The sequence below is a fragment of the Erwinia psychrophila genome (genome assembly GCF_039023475.1).
Lineage (GTDB): Bacteria > Pseudomonadota > Gammaproteobacteria > Enterobacterales > Enterobacteriaceae > Erwinia.
In genome coordinates this window covers 278,241-301,196 of sequence record NZ_JBCHVB010000003.1, presented here as the reverse complement: position 1 = coordinate 301,196, position 22,956 = coordinate 278,241, and the positions used below count along the sequence as shown (strand labels likewise).

Here is a 22,956-nt window from a genome sequence, read left to right as displayed (position 1 = left end):
CTCAGGTGATGTCATTGAATTTTTTAGTTGTACCGGGGTTAAACGTTTTTAACTTCTTCATAATCCTCCCCGTTGTTGCACCATCACCGTAAGGATTTATAATGCCGCTATTTTCAAAATTCTCCGTAACTATAAGCGCATCGCTGATTGCAGAAGAAATTTGTAGTCGGTTTGGTTCACAATGTATAACTGACGCTGCGGCAGCTCTTCCTTTTTGTCTGCTACCAATATTAACCGTAGCTACATTCAGCGAGGGAACCTCGATTATCCCACTTGATGAATTACCAATTACAGCTGACGAATATTTAATGGCACTCAAATAGCGTTTATATCCCAGTGAAGGCACTGCTTTGATCCTTTCAGGATCCCTGGCAGCCCACTGTTCAATCAGTGGAATAATTTTACGTCCACCATCATCAGCATTGGGCCAGGTGACAATAACTTTGTAGTTTCTATGCAAGTCTATTGCTTCTGTCATTGCCTTAAACGTTTCTACCGCATCTTCTTCAGCAAGGGTTACAGGGTGATACGTAACAACAAAAAACGGGTCATCCAACTTGAATTCTAGTGACTCAGATAAGTCTTCACGGCTCATCAATTGAGTGGTTTTTATATGATCAAGGCCAATAGCGCCGACGTTAAATACAGTATCAGGCTGCTCACCCATCTGAATAATTCTTTTACGGTGTTCTTCGGTAGATGCAAAGTGGAGGTGGCTAAGCTTCGTTATTGCATGCCGGATCGCATCATCATATGCGCCTTCCGTAATCTCTCCGCCGTGTATATGGACAACGGGTAAGCGCATTATCATTGCAGTCTGCGCCATCGCCAGCGCCTCGAATCGGTCACCCAGTATGACTATACAGTCTGCTTTAATTCTGACTAATGCATCAGCAAAACCCAGTATGCCGAGTCCCATACTTTTTGCTGTGCCAACGGCGGTATCGGAAGAAAGGAGGATCTCGATCTTTTCATCAATCTCAAAACCATCCTCTTCAATTTGATGCCATGTTTGTCCAAACTCAGGAGACAGATGCATACCTGTTACGATAAGTTTCAGCACTAGCGTCTCGTCCCGCTTGATTGCTGAAATTAATGGCTGAAGAAGACCATATTCTGCTCGGGTACCTGTAAAAATTGCAATCGTTTTCATTATGCCTGACCTGGCATAACAGGCGTACTGGGAAGATTGATCAGGTGTGCTTCAATCCATTCAGAGTTACTCAAATCCCCCCGACGAGCTTGCGCAAACATCGGCAACCGATGCATCAATTTCCAGATTGGGCGTGTCATAACACCCTGCTCATTTGTTTCTTTCAGTAAATTATCTCGAGTCTGTACATCGGGACAGATGATAGCATTGAGCCAATAATTTGAGTGCGCATAAGCGGGTTCAGTGACAAACTGGAAATCCGATCCGCTAAAGAAATCGCAATAAAGGCTGGCGATGGCCCGTTTTTGCCTCAAAAATGCAGGCAGACTTTCCATCTGCGCGCATCCCAGCGCAGCATTGAGATTTGGCATTCGAAAATTGAAGCCCGGTTCATCATGGAAGAATTCAAAAGGATGGGGCACTTTTGCCGTCGTGGTAACATGCTTCGTACGCTTGCCATCCTCTTCAGTAGCGCAGAGAACCATACCGCCACCGCCAGTAGTAATAACTTTATTACCATTGAAACTTAATGCAGCAAAACGGCTAAGTGTGCCTGTATGTTTTCCTTTATACCAGGACCCCAGGCTCTCTGCTGCATCTTCAACAAGCGTGATATGCCATTTATTACATACCGCATTGATTTCATCTAACTCTACCGGATGACCAAAAGTATGCATGGGCACAACAGCACGGATGATTTTGCCATTGCTACGCTCACGGCAAACGCCATGGTCATCGACCATAGCATTATTCTCAAGCCATAACGCCAGCGCTTGTGGACAAAGCCCTAAACTGACTTTGGATACATCAACAAATACGGGCTCCGCTCCGATATGGAAAAGGGCATTACAAGTTGCAACAAAGGTCAATGCCTGGGTAATAACGATATCACCCGCTCTTACACCTGCCATATAAAGTGCAGTATGGAGTGCTGCAGTTCCATTAACGGTGGCCACTGCCTTTACCGTACCTGTATAAGATTTGATCTCATCTTCGAATCTGTCTACAAACTTACCAACACTTGAAACAAATGTGCTTTCTATTGTTTCAAGGACATATTCTTTTTCGTGACCATTAAATGTTGGCGCATGGAGAGGAATAAATTCATTTGTTGAATATATTTCTCTGACAAATTTCACAAGTTGTGTATTCATTATAGGCTCACATTTTACCATCAAGATACTTACCAGTTTCTTTATGAGCAAAGCCAGGCAGCATTTTAAAGAAAAGTTCTACGATATCTTTTTTCACCCAGCTTTTTTGATTTTTGAGCTCACTTATTCTGGATTCAAAATGCTCAACCAGCTCTTTGTCATAGATAAGCTCATTCTTGATGATGCCGAGGTTTTCAAATCGCTCAAGGTCCAGCGTTTCTTCACTTGTAAAAAACTCTTCAAAATCCTTTTCCCCTGTCGTGTCGCTACCCGTGAAGAGACAAGGCCATTTTTTCTCAGCAGGCAATGTTTTAATTAACTCACGCGCTTCTTCTTCTGACTGGCAAAGATAGGGCTCAAATCCTTTTTGTAGCAAAAATTTTTCAGCTACTTCTGCGAAAGTGATTAAATGCAAACTCTCACTAAGTTTTGGGAAGAAAATATCGCGGTTATCTCCCAGCAGGCATGACATAAGGCAGAGTTCGCCTGACTCTTTAGGCACGACAAAATAACGCTTGATATCATTGGGAGCTACAATAGGCTGCATTTTTGCAATGCGTTGATTGAAACCGTGTAACAGGGAACCATCTGAGAAAGCGACGTTTGCGAACCTGGCGGTTGAGATATCTATAGATGAACTTCTACGCATTAAAAACATTTCCATAATGCGCTTGGATGCTCCCATCATGTTAACAGGATTAGCAGCTTTATCAGTCGAGACACAGAAATATTTTTTAACGCCATTAGCAACAGACTGTTCAATGGTTTTATCAGTGTTAAATATATTCACATCAATCATACGCATCAATGTAAATGGATCTTTTTCACTACGAACATGCTTAAGAGCAGACAAGTTCAGTACGTAATCATATTTACCATCAGAGTTAATAAAGGCATCGTATTCCACACTACCAATATCTAGTGCAAATGTCTTGAATTCACCACTGATATAACCTAATGAACTTCGTATATCACGCACAAGTTCTACCATGTTATTTTCGCTGATATCAACAACATGAAGTTTTTCAGGATTACGTTTAAATATTTCTTTTGTGACTGCCTGTCCGATAGAACCTGCACCGCCTAAAACCAGAAACCGGGAGCGCTCAACGATTGCTTTTAGTTGTTCTTCATGTTGAGCAATATCAGACGTAAAGAGTTCCTCTGAACGGCCAATCAAAGATAACATATCCATAATAATGATCACCTTAACAAATCTGATAATGGACTGATCGACTATACAATCAGACCTTTTTTTCTGAGCAGTTTAGCGCCTGATATCAGGCATTGCGCCTCAGCGTGAAAAGTCTGGCATTAGCTGTTCAGGACTCAACACCTACATGAGACTGTTGTTAATCTACGATGAACAGGCAGGTTACAGGTTAATAATCTCGATTATAATCACTTGAATAGTAATGATTTTATTGCATCTGCATTGGTTAATGCCCACGCTACCGCCCCTGGCTATCGTTACCAGTCACGGGGATAACATCTCCTGCTTTTTTAGTGATGCTGTATACCTTAAGGTATGCTTTTAACGCCAGGAAATGATAGCAAAGTTCGTACCGTTTCTCATGCTTCCCTACCGTCAAAACAACACTTTAAATGCAATTATTTTATCCAGTACTAAATGCCGCTTATCTTTCATACACCCCCCAAAACTAAAAAACTCCCATGAGGGAGTTTGATAGTAAAACAGGAGCGTTAACGATACCCGTTCGGGTTCTTACTCTGCCAGTTCCAGGTATCCCGCATCATCTCATCAATGCCGCGAGAGACGCGCCAGTCCAGTTCTTTATCGGCCAGTGACGCATCGGCCCAGAACGCAGCGAGGTCGCCGTCGCGGCGCGGAGAGATCTGGTAAGGAATTTCTTTACCCGCTGCCCTCTCAAACGCCTTCACCATCTCCAGCACGGAATAGCCTACGCCCGCCCCCAGGTTATAGGCTTTATAGCCGGTGATGGCGTCAATGTGATCCAGCGCTTTGAGATGTCCTTCAGCCAGATCCATGACGTGGATATAGTCACGCTCGCCCGTGCCATCTTTGGTTGGATAATCACCGCCAAAGATGCCGAGCTTCTCCAGACGGCCAATCGCAACCTGCGCAATGTAAGGCAGCAGGTTATTAGGGATACCGTTAGGATCTTCACCAATATCACCTGATTCATGCGCGCCAACGGGGTTAAAGTAGCGCAGCGCGATAGCCTTAAACTCCGGGTTCGCTTTCGCGTAATCACGCAGAATAAATTCAACCATCAGTTTCGAGGTGCCGTAAGGGCTGGTCGTTCCGCCGATGGGCGTGGTTTCCACATAAGGTACTGGCGCATCAGCACCATACACCGTCGCGGATGAACTAAAGATAAACTGATTGACGCCAGCGGCACGCATTTCTTCCAGCAGCACCAGCGTACCGGTAACGTTATTCTGATAGTAAGCCAGTGGTATACGGGTCGACTCCCCTACCGCTTTCAGGCCGGCGAAGTGAATGACCGCTGAAATATCATGCTGGGTGAAAAGATCGCGCAGGCAGGCACGATCCAGGATGTCGCCTTCACAGAAGGTAGCCGTTTTGCCTGTCAGTTTCTCTACCCGGCTGAGGGATTCCCGCGAAGCGTTACTCAGGTTATCCAGTACCACTACGTCGTCGCCGCGCTCAAGCAGCGTCAGCACCGTGTGAGAACCGATGTAGCCCGCTCCGCCCGTAACTAAAATAGCCATGTTGACTCCTTGCAACCGCGCACAGTGGCGCGGCCATGATCGAATGACAGATTATTTTGCCAGGATAGTTTTGATCGCGTCGCGGAATTCCCGGCCCTGGGCATTGTTACGCAGTCCCCAGGAAACAAACGCTTTCATATATCCCAGCTTGCGACCACAGTCAAAGCTGGTGCCGGAGAGCTGATGCGCATCGACCGGCTGTTTCTTCGCCAGGCTCGCGATTGCATCGGTCAACTGATAGCGGCCCCATGCGCCCGGCTCCAGATTTTCCAGCTCTGTCCAGATATCCGCAGAGAGCACATAGCGTCCCACGGCAGCGAGGTCAGAATCAAGCGTCTGTGGATTTTCAGGTTTTTCCACGAAGTCGACGATCTCACTGATCTGCCCTGGATTATCCATCACTTCACGGGTTTTGATCACCGAGTATTCACTCAGATCGGCCTCTGGCATATGGTGAACAAGTACCTGGCTGCGGCTGGTTTCTTCGAAGCGGGCCACCATAGCGGCAAGGTTATAGCGCAGAGGATCGGCGGTTGAATCATCCAGCAGCACATCCGGCAACAGGACGACAAAGGCTTCATCGTGCAGCATCGGGCGTGCACAGAGAATCGAGTCAGCCAGGCCCAGCGGCTGCGGCTGGCGAACGTTCATAATGGTCACGCCCGGCGGACAAATTGACTGAACTTCACTTAGCAGTGAGCGTTTAACGCGTGCTTCCAGCAGCGCTTCCAGTTCATACGAGGTATCGAAGTGGTTTTCAACGGCGTTTTTGGAAGCATGGGTGACCAGGACGATTTCCTTGATACCTGCCGCCACGCACTCGTCGATGATGTACTGAATCATCGGCTTATCCACGACAGGCAGCATCTCTTTAGGAATGGCTTTTGTAGCAGGGAGCATGTGCATACCCAGACCCGCAACGGGGATAACTGCTTTAAGCTTGGTCATATTTTTTCCATCTAAATGAAGTAAAAAGCGTTCAACGATTATGCATTAAAGAAATGATTAGCAAGTATAATCTTAATCTGAAAATCCGCCGTTGATGGCCCTTAATTCCGCGCTATGGCACCTGTCATATAGTCTTAAAACGGCACGCCGGGATTAATATTTGTTAATAAACGTCGACGCATTGCCGCCTGAATTTATCCGCTTTTATTCCTCAGGCATTAAACAGGCCAAAATAAAAAAGGCAACCACCTGCGTGGTTACCTTTTGTTTCGCCTTGAGTTTTTAGGCTCTAAGCCAGCGGATGAACCACTCGGGCATAATATAAAGATTATCCTGACTGACAACCCGTATAATACTCTACCGCTCGCAACTGACTGCCTTACATAACGCATAAAGCCAATGCCAGGCAGCACGTTATGAAGTATGGATGCGGAAGAGATTGAAATCAGCATACGCTAAATGAAAGAAAGGCCAACAGCATGATGACCAGTCTCATTTCCACCAGCAGAACCCTGCGCCTGACGTTAATAAAGCGCACCGGGTATAACGGCCGCGCTTCAGCATCAAGCAGCCATGCGGCCTGCTTTTTGAGCCCTTTACGCCAGCTGTTCCAGAATTCTCGCCAGCTCACGATAGGCGATATGCTGATTGAATTCCGTCTCTACTTTTTCTCTGGCGGCGTGCACTATGGGTGCAACATCCACTTCGCTATTGGCAAGCTTACGCAGGATCTCACCCAGTGCTTTCGCATCCCCTTCCGGTGCCAGCCAGCCTGAGACGTTGTTTTCAATCAGCTCAGGGATACCGCTGTGATCGCTCGACACGACGGGCAGCCCCACCGCCATCGCTTCCATCAGCGCAACGGGGATCCCCTCCATATCGCCATCGGCGGCGGTTAAAGAAGGTAACAGGAAAATGTCCGCTTCATCGAGATAGCGTTTTATCTCTTCCTGCGGCTTAAAGCCCACCATTTTCACGTTCTCTTCCAGCTTCCAGGTACGGATATCTTCCTTGAGTTTCCCTTCAAGATCGCCATCCCCGATAATGGTGTACTCAAAATTTGCGCCCTGATCCCTGAGATATTTGCAGGCCTCAACGGCGATGTTAAGGCCTTTTTTCTCGGTAAGGCGCGCTACGGTCAGGATACGCAGCGGCGAGTGAAGGGACTCACGCGCTTTGAAATTGAATTTTTCAGGTTCAATCCCCATCCGGGTAACCTGAATTTTTTCAGGCGGACAGCCCATCGTAATCAACTTATTTTTCCATAAATTGCTGATGGGCAGCAGCAGCTCGCTCTGACGAAAGAGATTCTGATAGTCCTGCTTGTGCTCTTCCAGGATATGCCGGCGTGAAATATCGGCACCATGGAATACGGTGACCTGCTTCCCGCGTAGCACGTTAAGCTCACGGAGCTTGTTCGCCAGCGCGCCCGCATATCCAAAGTGCACAAGGAAGACATCCGCCGTAATGGTTTCTTTCGCATGAGCAACAATCGCCGGCAGCAGCAGTTTGATCGATTGTGCGCCATAGCGGCCTACGTTAAGTGATTTAAACGTAGCCGGCTTGAAAATTTTTGGCAGGACAATCTGCAACCGCTGCTTCAGCTTTTCCGTACTGGTATCTTTATCTTCCGGCAGAAGATAGCGGATCTTATCGGCCAGGTTATAACGATCAAAGGCACCATGCCGGTTGACCAGATCGCCTGGAAAGACCGAAATAATGTCCACGTCATAACCGCTGTCAATAAAATGGGTGACCTGATTGAGTACGAAGGTCTCTGACGAGACCGGAAATCGCATTGTGAAGAAAGTTAGTTTCATCGATTCACCCTAAAACTCTGACAACGTCTTCGGTAATTTTGTTACCCAGGACTCGTTCCTTTTCAACCGCAAGACCGACCTGCGCTTCATCGCCTCGTCGTTATCCGGAACGAACCATCCTCCGTTCTGGATAACAGCGCCATACTGCTGAAGCTTGTTGGTAAAATCCTGCAAATAATTTGGTACAGCAAAAGCCTTAAATAGCCCGCGACCGCTAAAAGATGCCCTCTCTGTTTCTGGCATCAGACAGTACTTAACTTTATCCATCAACCGGCTCTTGTTTTCGTGCTCAGATAGCAGGCTTCCGGCATGTTCTCCCGCAGGGGAAAGATTTCAGAACAGGTGAAAGAGCAGCCGGGCATCTCTTTTTCCCAGATCTTTTCTTTCGGGGTTAAGCGGATCAAGAATCCTACTTAAAACGGCGTCCTCCCCCTGATTTCCACAAATTTGATTGCCAACCCGTAAAATCGCCTGGGGTCCCACAATTTTTTTTGTAATTTTACAACATATTATTAACCACGCCGGCTAAATTATTTAGAGTAATTATCCTAAAAATCAAGAGAGTACTCTTCCTGATGTGGTGCAGGCCGAGATGACGCAACGTGACATAAGGTGACATTATGGTGATGCGCCGGGCATGACACCCGGCAATGGTATTACTTTTTTAAGGCAAACCAGGGCACGGCCACCTGCTGGCCGTTGACCACCACAGAGATGTAGCCACCCGCCTGTGACGTGTCGACCTCATCCTCGCTCAGACGCCGCGACTGCATCAACAAATCGCCCTGCTCGTTGGCGCCAATGCCCGCTTTGCCGTTATGCAGCGAAAAACGCCGTACAGCACGATGTGCCCTGTCGCCTTTAGGCGGATTTTTAGCTTCCATCCTGCTGTCGAAGCGGGCGCACTGGCCGGTGGTGAAACGATCTTTTGCCGTCGTTTTCATCATCACACCCGCCGAGCCTAACCAGCCCGCCAGTTTTACATAAACCTCAGTGTTTGCATCCTGCGGCGTAGTATAGGCTACATCAAGAATCGGGCTGCTGCCTTCAGCGTGCCAGCTACCTTCAAAGCCTTTCACCTTTCTGTGCAAACTGATCAGCGCTTTACCGCCCGTGTTACGGTCATTTACCACATTTTTCAGTGGATTATTATCGGTACCATTGCTGAACTGCGACTGGCCAAGAATTTCAATTTCCCAGCTGTCACCCACGTCAGGCGTGTGAATATTACCGAGCAGAAACCATTTTTCCTGATTACTGTGATTCTCAAGGCGAAAGCGGGAAGTCAGATAGTTGTACTTCATACTGCCGTCGATCGCGATCCCCCAGGACTCCACGCGGGTTGAGCCACGTTCGAAGGCGCTTAACCATTCGTCTCCGCTCTGGGAGTTGTCAATCCAGCTGCCCGATTGCAAATTAGTCTGGCGCATATTCAGCCGGGAATAGTGAGCATTCAGCGGGTTCTTACAATCCTCAAGGCTTAGCGCATCGACAATCCACTGGCCGTTAGAGATATCGCCGGGAAATTCGCTATGTTCAATCCAGCCGTTATGAATCAGCGACTGCGTACAGCGAGGCAGGTTAAGCACCTTCCCTTTACGGCAATATTGCACGTTGAAGTTTGACAGCTCGATGGCAGTGCTGTGATCCCAGTTGCCTTTTTTGGTCATTGACCAGGCCGCTTTGATCACATCGCCGGTACATTTTTTGGCATACCACTGATCAACTTTACAATCGAGCGTGTCGATCAGGCTGAGGGAGACGCCGCCAACGTTAACAAAGTGCAGGCAGGAGCCCCGGAAATACTGACCGGCTGGACAGCTGTTATGGAAAATCCCCTGCGTGTTGGGCCTTTTATCGATCTGGCCGTCGAAGCTGATATTGCTGATTTCGACCCAGCGGGCATTCACCCTGAACATGAAACCGGATTTGCCGTCTGAGACCAGCGTGGTGGACGGGAAATAGCCGAAATTAACCGGCGCGCCCGACAGCCTGAAAAAGGGGAGATATTTTTCTGAAATATCAAACGAAGAGATGAAGAAGCGGCCTGCGGGGAACTGAATGGACAGTCTCTGATTGTTTTTTTGTGCCCAGCGGTACATCGCCATCACGGCAGGCTGGCAATCCGTTTCACCATCCGCAATCGCGCCGAAGTCAAATAGCGTCAGGCGGTTAAGATCGTCCGCCACCCGACGCCAGTGATACTCTTTACCCGCCGAAGCGATGTAGCCACCGTCATCCTCTGCGGGCGACAGTTCGCCAACAAACGCGCCGCCACCCACATTCGATCCCGCATGCCAGCCCTGCAAACGTACCTTCGCACCGGAATAGAGCGGTCGGGTCTGCTGCAGAGCCTCCCAGGAGGCAATCTCACCGATAAGCTGATAGCCTGAAGGCTGAGCAAGACGGCGGCTGAATTCAGAGACGCCGCTGTTTTTCACATCGGGAACGTAGAAGAGTTGCTCATCGCGATCGTTATAGAGCGCCATGGAGTATTCGCTGTCCGACCAGAGCGCGCCCTTTTCAGCTATAAACTTCTTCAGCGTTTCGCTGGTCAGCATAATGGGCTGCTGAAGCAGCGCAACTTCACCCTGCGCGTTTTTAAAAAACACGTCGGCGATGTTCTGCGGCTGGGTGGGATCCATCCCCGCTTTGCCGATATAGAGCTTGCCTTTAAAGTCCTGCCAGAACTGCTCCGGCATGGTAAATACATCATCAGGAGAAAAAATAGGCACATCGCTTTTGGGAATGGCTTCTTTGGGCACTTTTTTTAGTTTTATTTGCCCCCACTCCTCGCTACGTGCAGGTAAGGGCAACGCGCCCAGGGCCGCCGTTGCTACAACAGAAGAGAATGCTGTCCGGATTAAATCTCTGCGTTTCATAAAAAATTCCGTGGTTAAGTAATGAATTGCGGTTATTCATCCAGAGTGCTTTCCAGCCGGGCTGTTTTTCTTATCTTTTACGTAACAGAAGCGAGTGCCGCATAAAACTCACGCAGCTGGCCAGGATGAATCCGTGCCTGCATGCCTTCCGCTCTACCGGTTACTGAAGACGCACCCAAGGAGCGTCGCTGGCTCAGCCTTTGCGGTCTTTCTCATAGAGAAACTGCATAACGCTTGCCGGCATCACGCGCGTGGAAGTGCGGATCAGAAAATAGAGCGTACCGTTGATCAGGTTGGTCTGCTTCAGCTTCATCTTGAGTGAATAGAGCTGCATTTCACTTTTGATGTAGGTCATTCCGCGACGTTTACTGACCATCTCGCTGCCGGCCCGGACTTTCATCAACACATCATGCTGATTGGCAACCTGATATCCCTGCGCCATCATGCGCAGCCACAGGTTGTAATCTTCCATAAACAGGTGATGCTGATAGCTACCTGCCGCGATGACTTTATCCTTACGGAACACCACGCACATATGGTTGAACGGGTTTTTCATCCGCGCGAACTGCCGGATCTCCTCATTGCTGAGCGGCAGGCGTTTCAGGCGCTCTTTGCCATGCTCATCAAATTCAATGACCGCCGCGCCCAGCAGCGCCACATCCGGATGCGCTTCCATATAGGGGATCTGTCTGGCAAAGCGCTCCGGCAGGCAGATGTCATCGGTGTCCATGCGCGCAACAATATTGTGCGTGCAGCGGTCAAGGCCGGCATTCAGCGCTTTTCCAAGACCGACATTCTTTTCGAGCGGTAAGATGATTATCGGTAGCAAACCCATCCACTTTTCCACCACGGCTTTCAGCGCATCGCCTACCGGGCCGTCATAGACCAATACAATCTCATCAGCTTGCAGCGTCTGCTGCTGTAAACTTTGAAGGCACTGTTCAAGATTCTCGGGCTTTTCCCGGTTATAAAGTGAAATAAGTACTGAAAACATATTACCTTCTTATTAATTCAGGATGTCGTTCCATTTCTTTAAGATCAGCGTCGGGCCGTAATTTTCAGAATTACGCCAGGCCGCCTGCGCTAAGGCTTTTCGCTTTTCGCCGTCAGCAATCAGCTCATTAAGATGACGGACAAAAAGGTCGTCATCTTCATAACCGACGACGTAGCCATCATCCTTAATGATCTCAGCCGGACCGGTTTTACAGTCAAACGCAATCGCCGGCAGCGCAAAATCCTTCGCTTCAATCAATACCATCGGCAGCCCTTCATAGCGGGACGTCATGATAATTAAGCCCGCAGAGCGGTAAAATTCATTGATTTGCTTATTCGGCGTGACAATCTCCGTGCTCTCTTCCAGGCCGGTGGATTTAATTTTTTGCAGCAGCTCGTCCTGTTCTTCACCTTTGCCGACAATCTGTAACTGCCATCCCCGCTTATCGACTTTTTTCCAGACATCCAGCATGCGGCCGAAGTTTTTCTGATAGGTCAGGCGTCCGACCGCCAGCACTTTATTTTGCTTCTGCGCGAATAGCGTATCGAAGCTGACCGATTCCCGCTCTCCGGCGAAAGGCGAAATATTCCTCATCACGTGAACGTTTTTAACCTTGTACTGAGTTTCAAGGTAACGCTTATCGTGGTTGGTCAATACGGCGATTTTATCGGCAAGGGAATAGCAGAAAACTTTCAGCCTGCGGATGGCGGGTTTGAATGTTTCAATGGAGACATGGTCGCAGCAGATGATTTTGGCTTTGATGCGAAACAGCTTCAGCGCCAGAATCGACTGAACGGAAAGTTTACCCATTGAAATGATCATTATGCCATCCGGGTGCTCTTTACGCGCAAAGCGGACAAACTCCAACATTTTTAGCTGGCGGACGGATGAGGTGGCATAGCGGATTTTGACCTCAGGCGCGATTGGATAAAAAGGTTCGCCTTCTTCAAGAGAGAACAGCGTGACGTCATAATTATCTTTGCACAGTAAGCTGGAGAGGGTGCTGGCAACACGGTCTGTACCACCGCTGTTTGAAATCCTGTCGATAAGAATCAGCAATTTGTACATTCAAATCATCCCATTAATAAAATCAAAATATCAAGGTAATCTCTCACCAGATAAAACAACTGGTTAGTTTAACCAGAGAATGCTTCATTTTTAAAAAACAAAAGTTACTGTCGCCAGTAACTTTTGTGTCGTACATATTTCCACTCAGGCGTGCCACTAAGTCCGGACGCTTAAGGGATCACCCAAACATTCTGAACAGTGGTGCCACGCTATAGCCCTGAATAGACTGCGCGGAAAGTATGGTGTTGTAGGCCAGATAATAGGAAGTAATCGCAAACAACAGCCCAAAGTTTAAAAATATATTTCTTATCCGCAGCATAAGGAACGCGAACAGCAGAGGCTCAGTATGCAGGAAGAGATTCCCCACCCTACCGCCAAATATTGTAAAGTCGGAGAAGGTAATACGAATTGCGGCACCTAAACTGTAGGTAATCAGCAAAAGATAGACAAAGCGGTCTTCCTTCACGATCCCATTACGGAAGTAATAGAGGGTGAACATAAAGACAAAGGCGATATTTTTCAGGTTTGCCAGCCCAAAGACCGGCGCTGATGCATCAAAGCTCGTGCCGGTATAGCTGACTGCCCTTTCCCCCAGTCCCGGTACGATCCCAAGCGAATCCAGGAACAGTTTTCTACCGCCAATAATGCCTAAGGGGATGGCGCAGAAAATCAGGATAAGCGGCAAATATTTCCTTTCCCGGATAAAGATAAAAGGCAGCACCAGTATGATCGTGTAGCCTGTTGCATGAGACTGCGTGCTCAGCACAAAGAAGCAGGCAGCCAGGAAATATTTGCGCGTAGCTAAAGAACAGACGAAAGCGACAGCAAAGGCGCTGGACAGCCCAAAGCGAATCTGGTTCATATCCTTGTTTATAAACAGGTGAGCTGAATATAAGCAAAGCGAGCAGAGCATCAGGGGTGCATATTTTTTATAGCAATAGGCGTTAGTCGTGACTGCAATTGCGCAAATAAAGAACAGAAAATAGTAACTCTCCCGGGTAATCAAAGAGAAAAACCAGGCCAGCAGCATGAACAACTTTTCATAACGATAGGTATCGGTGATGGCCGCATAATCAGTTATCTGTAACTGATAATAAAAATTATGAAAGAAATCCAGATACTGATGATCGTCCATTCCGGAATGCGCACCACGGACGCCGCCAAAAACGATCAGCGTCAGCGTGCATATCAACGTCAGATAGCTGACAAATTGCTTTATCCTGGTGTCTTGCAGTTGGTTTATTGCTGCCAACTCAAAAATACAGCATGCCATAATGCTGTAACTGATAATCCAATATATTGCCATTCTTTTTTTTCCGCCGTATTATTCTAACCGGTGCTATTTTTTCGACAAGCGCTCAGAAAATTTCTGTTTTATACGACCGATAAAATAATTGCGGTTACCTTTATTTGTCAGGAAGAAATATTGAGCAAAGCTGAGGCCGGCGTGAAGGACTTTTCCGTCCATTTTATAGCGCAGCGGAAGTTTATATGCCTTATAGGTGTAGACATCCCGCTTGCTCAGATAGGGCCCCATACTTTCCAGCCAGAAGCTGGAGTACTTCACCGACTCGCCCTTATGTTTTGAGTTAAATGACGTGACCATATGATAATTCGCCAGCGGTTTGGCAATCATATTGAATTCAAAACCACTTTTATCCGCACGAATGCAAAAGTCGTAGTCCTGATGGCGGATAAAGCGCTCGTCAAATTTAATCTCTGCGGCGTGCTCACGCTTCAGCACAATGGTGCTGGTCTGAATAAAGCCATAACAGCCGAAAAGATATTCAGCAATGCTCTCGTTGCTGGCGGGCAGGTTCAGCGGCATAACCTTCAGAAAGGCCCCATCCTGCATGATGTTGACCTGGCTGAAGATCACGAACCGATCTTTGCCCTGCGCGGTCAGTTCTGTAATTCTTTTGGCCGTTTCGAGCAGCTTATCCTGATGCCACTCATCGTCAGCATCCAGGAAGCATACATAGTCGCCGGTCGCCAGATCGATGCCTCTGTTTCTGGCCCCTGCGCCATTGAGTTTCACCTCAGACAGAACCAGCGTTATCTTCAGTTCGCTGTAGCGCTCGCCGTTAACTACCTCAGCCAGCCTGGCTGCATCAGCTGATTTATCGTCAACGATAATCACTTCAAAGTTCTGATAACTTTGCGCCTTAACGCAGTCGAGCGTGGTGATAATTGATTCTGATGCATTATATGCAGGAATGACGATGGAAAAGAAAATATCCTTCATTGCCAGGCACCTTTTAACGTTACGAAGAAACAACTTAAATAGAGATGATTTACGGTAAAGAGGGCCGTTCAGCCAGCGGCTGAAAGGCCCCTCTCCTTACGCTTTGCTTTTGGCATCACCCTTGTAGCTGTATTCGTAATAATCGTAGCCGTAGCCATAAGCATTAGCGGCACGACGCACGACGGCATTGAGAATAACGCCTTTAATATCGATGCCATTTTGTGCGAAGCGCTTGTAGCTAAAGTCCACTTCTTTCAGCGTATTGGTTTCGAAACGCGCCACCATCAGCGAGGTGCCGGCAAGTTTACCGATAATGGTCGCATCGGTGACGGCCAGCACAGGTGGCGTATCAATCAGAACCAGATCGTAGTTCTTGTTCGCCCATTCCAGCAGCTCAGCCATACGGTTATGCATCAGCAGTTCGGAAGGGTTAGGCGGAACCTGACCGCGAGCAATAAAGTCGAAGCCATACTCACCGCTCTGAATCATTTCAGTGGTGAAGGCTTTTTTACCGGACAGAATATCCGACAGGCCGACTTTGCTGTTGGCACCTAATAACTCGTGGGTATAACCACGACGCATATCGCCATCGATAAACAGGACTTTCTGACCGGCTTTCGCTACCAGCGTCGCCAGGTTGGCGCAGATAAAGGTTTTACCAATGCCCGGGCTGGCGCCGGTGATCATCAGGACATTGTTTTTCGCTTCCATCATGGCGAAATGCAGGCTGGTTCGCAGGCTGCGAATGGCTTCGATAGAAAGGTCGGTCGGATTGCCTAACGCGAGCAGCGTATTGTGTGGGTCCTGCTTATTGTTGACGCCACGTTTCAGCAATGCTTCCGCATCCTTCTTACGCTGCCACTCGGAAAGCGGCACGCTGGCATAGACATTCATGCCGTGCTCTTCAAGCTGGTCAGGGCTGGAAATGCCGTGATGGAACAGCGCTTTCAGCAGCACGAGTCCGACGGAAAGAAGCAGGCCGAGGATCAGGCTGACCAGCATGATCATCGCTTTCTTCGGTGCGACAGGTTTAGAGCCCGTGGCGGCGTGATCGATGATGCGGACATCACCAACCGTACTGGCTTTGCTGATACGCAGTTCCTGCTGACGGTTAAGCAGCTGCATATAGATTTCCTGCCCTGCCTGAACATCACGCGTCAGACGCAGAATTTCCTGCTGGGTCTGCGGCATCTGACCAATCTTCTGGTTCAGTTTTTTCTGCTCGTCTTCCAGCGTTTTACGTTTCTCTAACAGCGCACGGTAGGTCGGGTGATCCTTTTTGAACAGCTGCGACACTTCCGCTTCGCGGAACGTCAGCTCGTTCAGCTGGGTCTGGACGCTCACGGACGAATCCAGCGCAGACTTGGCTTCCAGCGACATATCAACTGACTCGTTGTTACGGCGATAGGTGTTGAGTTTGTCTTCAGCTTCGTCAAGCTTCCCGCGCACCACCGGCATCTGGTGTTCCAGGAACTCCAGGCTATTCTGCGCTTCGGCAGATTTACGCTGAACGTTCTGCGCCAGATAGTTATTAATCACCTGATTCAGAATTTTGCTGATCTGTTCAGGATTTTTCCCCGTGTAAGTCAGCCCCAGAACACCGGTGTCGGCACCTTTGTCTGCGATGGCCAGGTTACCAACGACCATTTTGATGGCAGCCAGTTCGGACATCTTGGTGATGGTGAAGCTGGTACCCGGCTCGGCATCAATGCCGCTGATCAGCATGGTTACGCCGTTATGGTTTTCAAGCTGGTTGATTTTGCCTTTAAACAGCTCATCACCCTCTTTAGAGACGGTATAGCTGTCCGGGCCATCGATCTCCACTTCCAGCGTATTCTCACCCCAGGCATCCGGCATCGTCAGTCGGGAAACCGCAATCTCGGCTGGCTTATTGCCCATCAGGCGGGACAGACCCTCTCCGATGACCGGCAGAAAATTCTGCTCCACCAGAATATCCAGACCCAGATCCTCAACCGTTTTACCAATGACCAGACGTGACTGCAGGATTTGGATTTCTGTCGCCGAAGCAGGTGCTGGCGGCAACTCACCCAGCTGATTCAGCACGGTGTTCGGGCTTTTCTGCTCAACCTGTACCAGCGCATCGGCGCTGTAGATCGGTGTAGCCAGCAGGCTGTATAACGTTCCTATCAGCAGGAAAAAGGCGGTGACGGCGACAATTACCCAGCGGTGATCGACAAGTTGTCCCACAAGATGCGCCAAATCCCAACCATTGGCGCCCTCTTTCGGCGATGACGGTACCTTACTTTTTATATTCATGGATAATCCCAACTATCGGCTTAATGCGTTGACCCATTTCTGGGCAGCGTTTTCGAGTAATCCGTACACGGCTTCAAAGGCTTCGCGGCTTTTCTTGTAAGGATCCGCTATCTCCTGCTGGTTGAGCCAGTGACCAAATAACATGGTCTTGCCGCGTACGGAGGGGTTGATGCGATTGACCAGTTCGACATGTCTTTTCTCCATCACCAGAATCAGGTCATGGTCCCGGCACATGTCTGAGGTCAGCTGTTGGGCCACGTGCCCCTCCAGCGATACCCCATGCGCACTGGCGACGCTTGCGGCAGTCTCATCCGCCGCGTGGCCAGTCATCGCGCTCAGTCCCGCAGAGGCAATCTTTTTATCCGGCAGTGACGCGCTAAGCAGCCGTTCCGCCGTCGGAGAGCGACAGATGTTGCCGACGCAAACCACTAAGATTGAGTTAATCATCATATCTTCCGGTGATTACCAGTTATGAAGCGTCTGAACGTTGCGCGTTGCATCGTAAAGGCCGCTGATGGTTGGCACCAGCTGCGAAATCACACGGTTCCAACGGGTCAGAGGCGTGGAGGTCACATAAACGATGTCATAAGGCTGTAACTGGAACTCAGAGCCCATAACCATCGCCGAAGCATCTTTGGTGTTCAACTGATAGATATTGGCGATCTTTTTGCGATTCTTGCCTGGGATCTGGCGAATCACAAACACCCCGGTCGCGTCCGCAGTATTCTGCTCCATCCCCTGTGAGCTGCCCAGCGCTTCGGCCAGCGTCATACCGCTGCGGTCCATTTTCAGGGTCGTCTGCTGTCTGACTTCGCCCATCACAAAGACTTTCAGATTGTCATTGCGCGGAATATAGAGGATGTCACCGGGGTAAAGCAGGTGGTTTTGCTGCAGATCGCCATTTTGCATCAGCGCCTGCAGAGAGATACGCTGGTCCCTGCCGTTATGAGTCAGTACCACATTACGCCAGTCGGCGTCCTGAGTAAGGCCGCCGGCGGCGTTGACGGCGTCAAGGATAGTCAGCGGAACGTTAGTAATAGGCTGCTGACCTGAATTGGTCACTTCACCTGTCACATAGGCTTTCTGAGATTTAAAGGAGGCAACGCTCACGTCAACCTGCGGGCTCTCGATGTACTGCGCCAGACGCCGTGCAATCTCGCCGCGCACTTCCTGTACGGAACGGCCAGCAACACGCACTTTACCGATATAGGGATAGAAAATGGTGCCGTCGGAGTGAACCCAGTTACCTGTGTCACTCGCGCTGCGGTACTGACCGGCAGGCGTGGTCAGTTCAGGGTGATCCCAGACGATAACGGTCAGGACATCGCCTACACCGATGCGATAGTCGTAGTTCCGCAGCTCATTTTGCAGCTCTGGATTCTGGCGCGCCACGATGGGTTCCGGACGCATCTGTTCAACCAGGCCTGGCGTCATCGGGAAGACGTTGACGTACTGATCGATATCAAAATTGCTGTCTTGCTGCTTAATTACATCTTTTCCGCTGGTGGAGAGTTTTGAGCCCGGCGTAACGGTACATCCGGACAGAATGGCTGCCGATACCAACAGAGGTATCAATTTGGTTTTGATTTTAATCATCTATATCATCGCTATCAGTAATTTGAATGATAGTGGCGAGATCGCCGCTGTGTAGCGTCATGCAAAAGTATTCAGGTGAATCTGTTGTTCAGGCCCGGTTACTGTCGGTCATTTAATTTAACTCCCTATCCTTATATGGCTTGCCGGCGCTGTTAATCCGGCGCTTAACAGTAAGTTCAAAGAAAATGTTTAGCTTGCAAACTAATGACGAACAGTTACCGAAGCGGGTTCAGGCTGTGCAGATAATTAACCCGCTTATTACCGTTAAAACAGGCCGTTAATAAGCCCCGTCGCGTTTCAATACAACGCCAATGGTTTTAAACAAAATGGCAATATCGTTCCAGAGCGACCAGTTCTTTACGTACCATGAATCGAAATAAACCCGGGTTTCATAATCCACATCGTTACGACCGCTTACCTGCCACAAACCGGTCATGCCCGGTTTCGCCATGAAATAGTAATCAACATCCCCGGCATAACGCTCCAGCTCATCTTCGATAACCGGACGCGGGCCCACCAGGCTCATCTCTCCGCGCACCACGTTCCAGAGCTGCGGAAGCTCATCAAGGCTGGTTTTACGGATGAAGTGGCCAATGCGGGTGATACGCGGATCGTTTTTCAGCTTGAAGTCTTTATCCCATTCCGCACGGGCAACAGGATCGGTGCGCAGGACTTCTTCCAGCACCTCTTTGGAATTGATCACCATTGAGCGGAACTTGAGGCATTTGAATTTACGGCCATTCATACCCACACGTTCGTGACCGTAGATAGGGTTGCCACCGTCGCGGGCCACCATAAAGATCAGTACCGCCAGGGCGGGCATCAGCATGGTGATAATGCCCAGCGCTCCCACGATATCGAAAGCGCGTTTCAGAATGCGTGAGGTGCGCTTCGCCAGGTTGTTGCTAACCCGCAGAATCATCACTTCATGGCTGAATATATACGCCATATCGGTGCCGTAAAGCGGGACGCCGCGCAGCGAAGGGATGACCGAGACGGAGCGGCAGTTATGCTTCGCCAGATTTTTCAGCCAGAGATCGCGGTACTGACTCTGCTCATACTCAACCGCCACGATAAACTGCGTTTCGCTGTTAACCAGCTGCCACAACTCACCCTCTTCGCGGAGCACCGGAACACCAAAAAGCGCAGGTGCCGGCGTGGTGCCATCAACGTCATAGAAGGCCACGACGTCAAAGCCCATGACTTCCTCGCTCTGCAACGCCAGCCAGGCTTCTTCCGCATTTTTGCCGCTGCCGATGATAATCGACTGCTTTTTCCACAGGCCATAATGATTCAGCACGCGTTTAACCATCGCCCGTCCCAGCGGAATTAACGCCAGCGCCAGCAGCCAGGTAAATACCCAGACCCAGCGGGACATTTCCCATTTAGAGAGCGCGGTAATCGACAGATCAATAACCGAGAAAATCAGCACGCTTCTGAATACTTCTTTTAACTCAAACCAGAAAGGTTTGCGGTAGGTATAGTGTCGCAGGCGAACCCAGAACCACCCTACGCAGATAACAGACAGGATGATATGCGTAACAATTTTTAATTGTAACGTCGAGGAGGAAATATCATTAAGCAGTTCCCCTGGGAGGGCACTAATGAACAGAATGGCAATAAATAAAGAGGCATTGAAACAAATCAGATCGGAGAGTGCCAATGACAGCTTTATTAATAGCCCTTTAAATGTGTATTCAATATCGCGCATAATTAACTCTTAATTTCTTCTTCGGAAGCCTGTGATTTATTAATTTCCACTGCTGGAAATAATTGCGTGCTTTCTACTCACGTCATTTATTACACAGGAAACGTATTTGGGAGTTGTGTATATAAGGTCATCGTAACAGGCGCTGCTGGTAAGAGAATTGACATGTAAAATCAACAACAACGCCGGCTTTTCCCGGGCATTTCCGTCGGGCTTTCGCTCCGTCAGACACGCTACCGCCCCTGGCTTGTAGCTACCAATGCACTGTACCGGTCGACGCTTTGTTGGTTTTATCCTGTCCTCTCTGACCGGCAGGCTTGCGCGTTTGCCACCTTACGCGTTGCTGTACGCATAAAATGCCAATCAGACGCCGTTACCGCGTTAATTTTTAGATTAACTCAGACATTTACTAACACGTTGCTATACTAGTTATAAATGGCCTGTTTACAAGAGTTCGTCCCCGTCCCTACTCCCTTTTAGGATTAAGACTACCTTCCGTTCCAGCCAGAACCTGGCATTTCATCTTCCCCCCATCCGTTAAAATTCAGAATAATTCGATCTTAAAATAAGAATAATCCTTAACGCCTTTTCATTGCCAGATAAGTATCCCCCAGTTCCGTTAATCTACCTATGCGAATATTCTTGAAAAAATCTCCAGATATTTCCGGAATTTTTAGGGTTATTAGCCCCGGAACAGCATGGCAATTTTGGTGATAATCTGTTCATTCCTGCGACAGCGGGATTATTAGTTGAATTGCTTCTGCGCCACCTTCATCATGAATGCTTCTGAAACATGTTCTGGTGAGAATGCAATGTTTGAGTGGATTGCCGACCCATCAATCTGGGCAGGTCTGGTCACCCTGGTCGTGTTAGAGCTGGTGCTGGGCATCGATAATCTGGTTTTTATTGCCATTCTGGCGGAGAAGCTGCCTCCCGCTCAGCGTGACAGAGCGCGGATTACCGGGCTGCTCCTTGCGCTGGTCATGCGTTTGCTGCTGCTTGCCTCCATCTCCTGGCTCTCTTCATTAACCGATCCTTTCATCACCCTTGGCGGACATCCGTTCAGCGCGCGCGACCTGATCATGCTGGTCGGCGGTATTTTTCTGCTGTTCAAAGCCACTGTGGAACTGAACGAACGGCTTGAAGGGAAAGATGAGGCGGATAATCAACAAAAGCGCGGCGCTAAATTCTGGCCGGTTGTCGCGCAAATAGTGGTCCTGGATGCGGTCTTTTCACTCGACTCGGTTATCACGGCAGTGGGAATGGTCGATCATCTCGCCGTGATGATGGCGGCGGTCATCATCGCTATCAGCCTGATGATGCTCGCCAGTAAACCGCTGACCCGCTTTGTTAACGACCATCCGACGATCGTTATCCTCTGCCTGAGCTTCCTGCTGATGATTGGCTTTAGTCTGGTGGCTGACGGGTTTGGGTATCCGGTACCAAAAGGCTATCTTTATGCCGCGATTGGTTTCTCTATCGTCATTGAAGGACTTAACCAGCTCGCCCAGTTTAACCGCCGCCGTTTCCTGTCAGCCAATACGCCGCTGCGTCAGCGGACGGCAGAAGCGGTTTTACGCTTAATGCGCGGCAGTCACGAACCGGTCGCGCTGGATGCGGATACCTCCCTGATGGTGGCAGACAGCATTGAGAGTCAGCCGGTATTCAACAAGCAGGAGCGTATGATGATCGCCCGGGTGCTCGGCCTGGGGCAGCGAACGGTCAGCAGCATCATGACCTCGCGGCATGACGTGAAGCATCTGGACCTCAGTGAATCACCGGACAAAATTATGACTATGCTGGACAGCAATCACCATACGAGGATGGTCGTCACCGACAGCGGCGAGGATCCGCTGGGCGTGGTACACGTCATTGATCTTCTCCATCAGTCCCTGCACAGCGACAATCTGGATATCCGCGCGCTTGTCCGCCAGCCGCTGGTGTTCCCGGAACAGCTGACCTTGCTGACCGCGCTTGAGCAATTCCGGACGGCCAGAACGCACTTTGCTTTTGTGGTGGATGAGTTTGGTTCGGTGGAAGGCGTGGTGACGCTGAGCGACGTGATGGAAACCATCGCGGGTAACCTGCCCCACGAAGGCGAGCGCCTCGATCCCCGTTATGATATTCAGCAACTTCCCGAGGGAATCTGGATCGCTAACGGTCATATGCCGCTGGAGGATCTGGTGATGTATGTGGAGCTGCCGCTGAGTGAAAAGCGTGAATACCATACGCTGGCAGGGCTACTGATGGAGCATATGCAGCGCGTGCCGAAGGAAGGCGAAGAGATCCAGGTAGGCGACTATCTGTTCCGTATTTTGCAGATTGAAAGCCATCGGGTGCAGAAAGTCCAGATTATGCCGCTGGAAAAACGTGAACAGGATTATGAGGTATAG

At 49.3% G+C, this 22,956-nt stretch carries 17 protein-coding genes; 1 reads left to right on the top strand and 16 read right to left on the bottom strand.

What is annotated here, in order from left to right; genetic code table 11:
- Position 1: 1 nt before the first annotated feature.
- From neuC to wbaP, 16 genes are all read right to left on the bottom strand, one after another.
- The gene (gene neuC / locus AAH446_RS10195; protein WP_342906598.1) at positions 2–1,153 is read right to left on the bottom strand and encodes a UDP-N-acetylglucosamine 2-epimerase; all 1,152 of its coding nucleotides are present in this window, start codon (positions 1,151–1,153) and stop codon (positions 2–4) included.
- On the bottom strand, positions 1,153–2,307 hold the full coding sequence (locus AAH446_RS10190; protein ID WP_342906597.1) for a LegC family aminotransferase: 1,155 nt from the start codon (positions 2,305–2,307) through the stop codon (positions 1,153–1,155). Before AAH446_RS10190 ends, neuC begins: the two co-directional genes overlap by 1 nt.
- 7 nt (positions 2,308–2,314) lie before the next feature.
- Complete coding sequence (locus AAH446_RS10185) at positions 2,315–3,502, bottom strand: UDP-N-acetylglucosamine 4,6-dehydratase (protein WP_342906596.1); 1,188 nt, start codon at positions 3,500–3,502, stop codon at positions 2,315–2,317.
- 509 nt (positions 3,503–4,011) lie between these two features.
- The gene (gene galE, locus AAH446_RS10180) at positions 4,012–5,025 is read right to left on the bottom strand and encodes a UDP-glucose 4-epimerase GalE (RefSeq protein ID WP_342906595.1); all 1,014 of its coding nucleotides are present in this window, start codon (positions 5,023–5,025) and stop codon (positions 4,012–4,014) included.
- 51 nt (positions 5,026–5,076) lie between these two features.
- Positions 5,077–5,973, bottom strand: a complete 897-nt coding sequence (gene galF, locus AAH446_RS10175) for a UTP--glucose-1-phosphate uridylyltransferase GalF (protein ID WP_342906594.1) — start codon at positions 5,971–5,973, stop codon at positions 5,077–5,079.
- A gap of 596 nt (positions 5,974–6,569) precedes the next feature.
- Positions 6,570–7,793: a glycosyltransferase gene (locus AAH446_RS10170; protein ID WP_342906593.1), complete on the bottom strand. Its 1,224-nt coding sequence runs from the start codon at positions 7,791–7,793 to the stop codon at positions 6,570–6,572.
- Between the two features lie 9 nt (positions 7,794–7,802).
- Positions 7,803–8,060 carry a hypothetical protein gene (locus AAH446_RS10165; RefSeq protein WP_342906592.1) on the bottom strand — a complete coding sequence of 86 codons (258 nt, stop codon included), beginning with the start codon at positions 8,058–8,060 and terminating at the stop codon, positions 7,803–7,805.
- Between the two features lie 389 nt (positions 8,061–8,449).
- Positions 8,450–10,675 (bottom strand): phage tailspike protein, encoded by a 2,226-nt coding sequence (locus AAH446_RS10160; protein ID WP_342906591.1) that lies wholly within the window; start codon positions 10,673–10,675, stop codon positions 8,450–8,452.
- A gap of 193 nt (positions 10,676–10,868) precedes the next feature.
- The gene (locus AAH446_RS10155) at positions 10,869–11,669 is read right to left on the bottom strand and encodes a glycosyltransferase (RefSeq protein ID WP_342906590.1); all 801 of its coding nucleotides are present in this window, start codon (positions 11,667–11,669) and stop codon (positions 10,869–10,871) included.
- Between the two features lie 12 nt (positions 11,670–11,681).
- On the bottom strand, positions 11,682–12,737 hold the full coding sequence (locus AAH446_RS10150) for a glycosyltransferase family 4 protein (RefSeq protein WP_342906589.1): 1,056 nt from the start codon (positions 12,735–12,737) through the stop codon (positions 11,682–11,684).
- A gap of 178 nt (positions 12,738–12,915) precedes the next feature.
- Complete coding sequence (locus AAH446_RS10145) at positions 12,916–14,043, bottom strand: EpsG family protein (protein WP_342906588.1); 1,128 nt, start codon at positions 14,041–14,043, stop codon at positions 12,916–12,918.
- Between the two features lie 33 nt (positions 14,044–14,076).
- A complete protein-coding gene (locus AAH446_RS10140) occupies positions 14,077–14,982 on the bottom strand; it encodes a glycosyltransferase family 2 protein (protein ID WP_342906587.1) in 906 nt (301 codons plus the stop codon).
- A gap of 96 nt (positions 14,983–15,078) precedes the next feature.
- Positions 15,079–17,259, bottom strand: coding sequence for a tyrosine-protein kinase Wzc (gene wzc / locus AAH446_RS10135; protein WP_342906586.1), 2,181 nt, complete (start codon positions 17,257–17,259; stop codon positions 15,079–15,081).
- A gap of 12 nt (positions 17,260–17,271) precedes the next feature.
- The gene (locus tag AAH446_RS10130; RefSeq protein WP_342906760.1) at positions 17,272–17,706 is read right to left on the bottom strand and encodes an arsenate reductase/protein-tyrosine-phosphatase family protein; all 435 of its coding nucleotides are present in this window, start codon (positions 17,704–17,706) and stop codon (positions 17,272–17,274) included.
- Between the two features lie 15 nt (positions 17,707–17,721).
- A complete protein-coding gene (locus AAH446_RS10125; RefSeq protein ID WP_342906585.1) occupies positions 17,722–18,855 on the bottom strand; it encodes a polysaccharide export protein in 1,134 nt (377 codons plus the stop codon).
- A gap of 277 nt (positions 18,856–19,132) precedes the next feature.
- Positions 19,133–20,566 (bottom strand): undecaprenyl-phosphate galactose phosphotransferase WbaP, encoded by a 1,434-nt coding sequence (wbaP, locus tag AAH446_RS10120; protein ID WP_342906584.1) that lies wholly within the window; start codon positions 20,564–20,566, stop codon positions 19,133–19,135.
- Between the two features lie 809 nt (positions 20,567–21,375).
- On the opposite strand from wbaP, the gene AAH446_RS10115 reads away from it, so the two are divergent.
- Positions 21,376–22,956: a TerC family protein gene (locus AAH446_RS10115; protein ID WP_342906583.1), complete on the top strand. Its 1,581-nt coding sequence runs from the start codon at positions 21,376–21,378 to the stop codon at positions 22,954–22,956.

What these genes read in the sequence shown, in the direction of transcription:
- AAH446_RS10145 (WP_342906588.1), bottom strand. Translation starts at nt 14,043, where the DNA reads ATGGCAATATATTGGATTATCAGTTACAGCATTATGGCATGCTGTATT.
- AAH446_RS10190 (WP_342906597.1), bottom strand. Translation starts at nt 2,307, where the DNA reads ATGAATACACAACTTGTGAAATTTGTCAGAGAAATATATTCAACAAAT.
- galF (WP_342906594.1), bottom strand. Translation starts at nt 5,973, where the DNA reads ATGACCAAGCTTAAAGCAGTTATCCCCGTTGCGGGTCTGGGTATGCAC.
- AAH446_RS10185 (WP_342906596.1), bottom strand. Translation starts at nt 3,502, where the DNA reads ATGGATATGTTATCTTTGATTGGCCGTTCAGAGGAACTCTTTACGTCT.
- neuC (WP_342906598.1), bottom strand. Translation starts at nt 1,153, where the DNA reads ATGAAAACGATTGCAATTTTTACAGGTACCCGAGCAGAATATGGTCTT.
- AAH446_RS10150 (WP_342906589.1), bottom strand. Translation starts at nt 12,737, where the DNA reads ATGTACAAATTGCTGATTCTTATCGACAGGATTTCAAACAGCGGTGGT.
- AAH446_RS10165 (WP_342906592.1), bottom strand. Translation starts at nt 8,060, where the DNA reads ATGGATAAAGTTAAGTACTGTCTGATGCCAGAAACAGAGAGGGCATCT.
- wbaP (WP_342906584.1), bottom strand. Translation starts at nt 20,566, where the DNA reads ATGCGCGATATTGAATACACATTTAAAGGGCTATTAATAAAGCTGTCA.
- AAH446_RS10155 (WP_342906590.1), bottom strand. Translation starts at nt 11,669, where the DNA reads ATGTTTTCAGTACTTATTTCACTTTATAACCGGGAAAAGCCCGAGAAT.
- AAH446_RS10125 (WP_342906585.1), bottom strand. Translation starts at nt 18,855, where the DNA reads ATGATTAAAATCAAAACCAAATTGATACCTCTGTTGGTATCGGCAGCC.
- AAH446_RS10160 (WP_342906591.1), bottom strand. Translation starts at nt 10,675, where the DNA reads ATGAAACGCAGAGATTTAATCCGGACAGCATTCTCTTCTGTTGTAGCA.
- wzc (WP_342906586.1), bottom strand. Translation starts at nt 17,259, where the DNA reads ATGAATATAAAAAGTAAGGTACCGTCATCGCCGAAAGAGGGCGCCAAT.
- AAH446_RS10130 (WP_342906760.1), bottom strand. Translation starts at nt 17,706, where the DNA reads ATGATTAACTCAATCTTAGTGGTTTGCGTCGGCAACATCTGTCGCTCT.
- AAH446_RS10170 (WP_342906593.1), bottom strand. Translation starts at nt 7,793, where the DNA reads ATGAAACTAACTTTCTTCACAATGCGATTTCCGGTCTCGTCAGAGACC.
- galE (WP_342906595.1), bottom strand. Translation starts at nt 5,025, where the DNA reads ATGGCTATTTTAGTTACGGGCGGAGCGGGCTACATCGGTTCTCACACG.
- AAH446_RS10140 (WP_342906587.1), bottom strand. Translation starts at nt 14,982, where the DNA reads ATGAAGGATATTTTCTTTTCCATCGTCATTCCTGCATATAATGCATCA.
- AAH446_RS10115 (WP_342906583.1), top strand. Translation starts at nt 21,376, where the DNA reads ATGTTTGAGTGGATTGCCGACCCATCAATCTGGGCAGGTCTGGTCACC.